This window comes from Oerskovia sp. NPDC056781 (assembly GCF_042789955.1).
Taxonomy (GTDB): Bacteria; Actinomycetota; Actinomycetes; order Actinomycetales; family Cellulomonadaceae; genus Oerskovia; species Oerskovia rustica.
The window spans coordinates 1-2040 of the sequence record NZ_JBHUAD010000378.1; the positions used below are offsets into that span (position 1 = coordinate 1).

The window sequence follows — 2040 nt, forward strand, 5'->3', positions numbered from 1 at the left end:
CAGAGGTAGACCTCCCGGAGCTCTACCTCGCGCGCACGGGTCTACCTCGCGCTTCCTCGCGGGCCGAGGAGAGGAGCGCGCGCCACGCATGCTCCGCCGTCGGGCGTGCACGGTTGTCCGGCAGCGCACCTCACAACCGCTCGCACCGTGAGCCGCCAGGACAACCGTGCAGGTCGCGGCCTACGGTTGTCGGGTCCGGCCAAGACCCCGCGACACCCCACGACCCCCACCGACCAGGGAGCAGCGAGACCATCGTGAGCACTGCGAGCACACCGCCGATCGACGCCACCACCACTCCCGCCTGGGCCGATCTCACGGCCCACGAGGCCGCGCTGTCCCCCGACCTGCGCACCTGGTTCGCCCAGGACCCGGGCCGCGCCGACCGACTCACGTTCGACGCCGCCGACCTCCACGTCGACCTCTCGAAGAACCTCGTGACCGACGAGACCCTCGCGCTGCTCGTGCGCCTCGCGGACGAAGTCGACCTGGCCGGGCGCCGCGACGCCATGTTCCGCGGCGACCACATCAACGTGACCGAGGACCGTGCCGTGCTGCACACCGCGCTGCGCCGCCCGTCCGGGGCCGTCCCGGGGCTGACCGTCGACGGTCAGGACGTCGACGCCGACGTGCACGCCGAGCTCGCCAAGGTCTACGCGTTCGCCGACAAGGTGCGCTCGGGCGAGTGGAAGGGCATCACGGGCGAGCGCGTGCGCACGGTCGTCAACATCGGGATCGGTGGGTCGGACCTCGGCCCCGTCATGGCCTACGAGGCCCTGCTGCCCTACAAGGCCGAGGACCTCGACGTCCGGTTCGTGTCCAACATCGACCCGACCGACGTCGCCGAGAAGACCGCGGGCCTCGACCCCCGCACCACGCTGTTCATCGTCGCGTCCAAGACGTTCGGCACGCTCGAGACCCTGACCAACGCACGCCTCGCGCGCGACTGGCTGTGGACCGAGCTCGCGGCCGTCGGGGCCCTCGCAGAGGACGCGGACGACGCAGCCCGCGCCGAGGCCGTCGGCAAGCACTTCGTCGCGGTCTCCACGGCCCTCGACAAGGTCGCGGCGTTCGGGATCGACCCCGCCAACGCGTTCGGCTTCTGGGACTGGGTCGGCGGCCGCTACTCGGTCGACTCCGCGATCGGCACGTCGCTCGCGATCGCGATCGGCCCGGCCCGCTTCGAGGAGTTCCTCGCCGGCTTCCACGCGATCGACGAGCACTTCCGCACGGCCCCGATCGCCCAGAACGTGCCCGCGCTCATGGGCCTGCTCAACGTGTGGAACGTCAACTTCCTCGGCGCGCACACCCACGCCGTGCTGCCCTACGCGCAGTACCTGCACCGCTTCCCGGCGTACCTGCAGCAGCTGACCATGGAGTCCAACGGCAAGTCCGTGCGCTGGGACGGGTCGCCCGTCACGACCGAGACCGGCGAGGTCTTCTGGGGCGAGCCCGGCACCAACGGGCAGCACGCGTTCTACCAGCTCATCCACCAGGGCACGCGCCTGATCCCCGCGGACTTCATCGCCGTGGCGAACCCGGCGCACCCGCTCACCGACGACGCCGCCGGCTCGGACACCCCCGTCGATGTCCACTCGCTGTTCCTCGCGAACTTCTTCGCGCAGACCAAGGCCCTCGCGTTCGGCAAGACCGCCGACGAGGTCCGCGCCGAGGGCACGGCCGAGGAGCTCGTGAGCGCCCGAGTGTTCTCGGGCAACCGCCCGACGACGTCGATCCTCGCGCCTGCGCTCACACCCTCGGTCCTGGGCCAGCTCATCGCGCTCTACGAGCACATCACGTTCGTCCAGGGCGTCGTGTGGGGCATCGACTCGTTCGACCAGTGGGGCGTCGAGCTCGGCAAGAAGCTCGCGAACGAGATCGCACCGGCCGTCGCCGGTGACGCGTCCGCGCTCGCCGAGCAGGACCCCTCGACGCAGGCGCTCATCGGCTGGTACCTGAACCAGCGGAGCTGACGGCTGGCCGTCTGACCGGCTGGCCGTCTGGCTGCCGAGAACGGGGTTGAGGTCGTCCTGTCGCCCGGGA

The 2040-nt window shown here is 71.0% G+C and carries 1 protein-coding gene; it reads left to right on the forward strand.

Annotated elements, in window-relative coordinates:
- Window positions 1–254: 254 nt before the first annotated feature.
- Window positions 255–1970, forward strand: coding sequence for a glucose-6-phosphate isomerase (gene pgi, locus ACFRCR_RS18540; protein WP_377679648.1), 1716 nt, complete (start codon window positions 255–257; stop codon window positions 1968–1970).
- The last annotated feature ends 70 nt before the right edge of the window (window positions 1971–2040 follow it).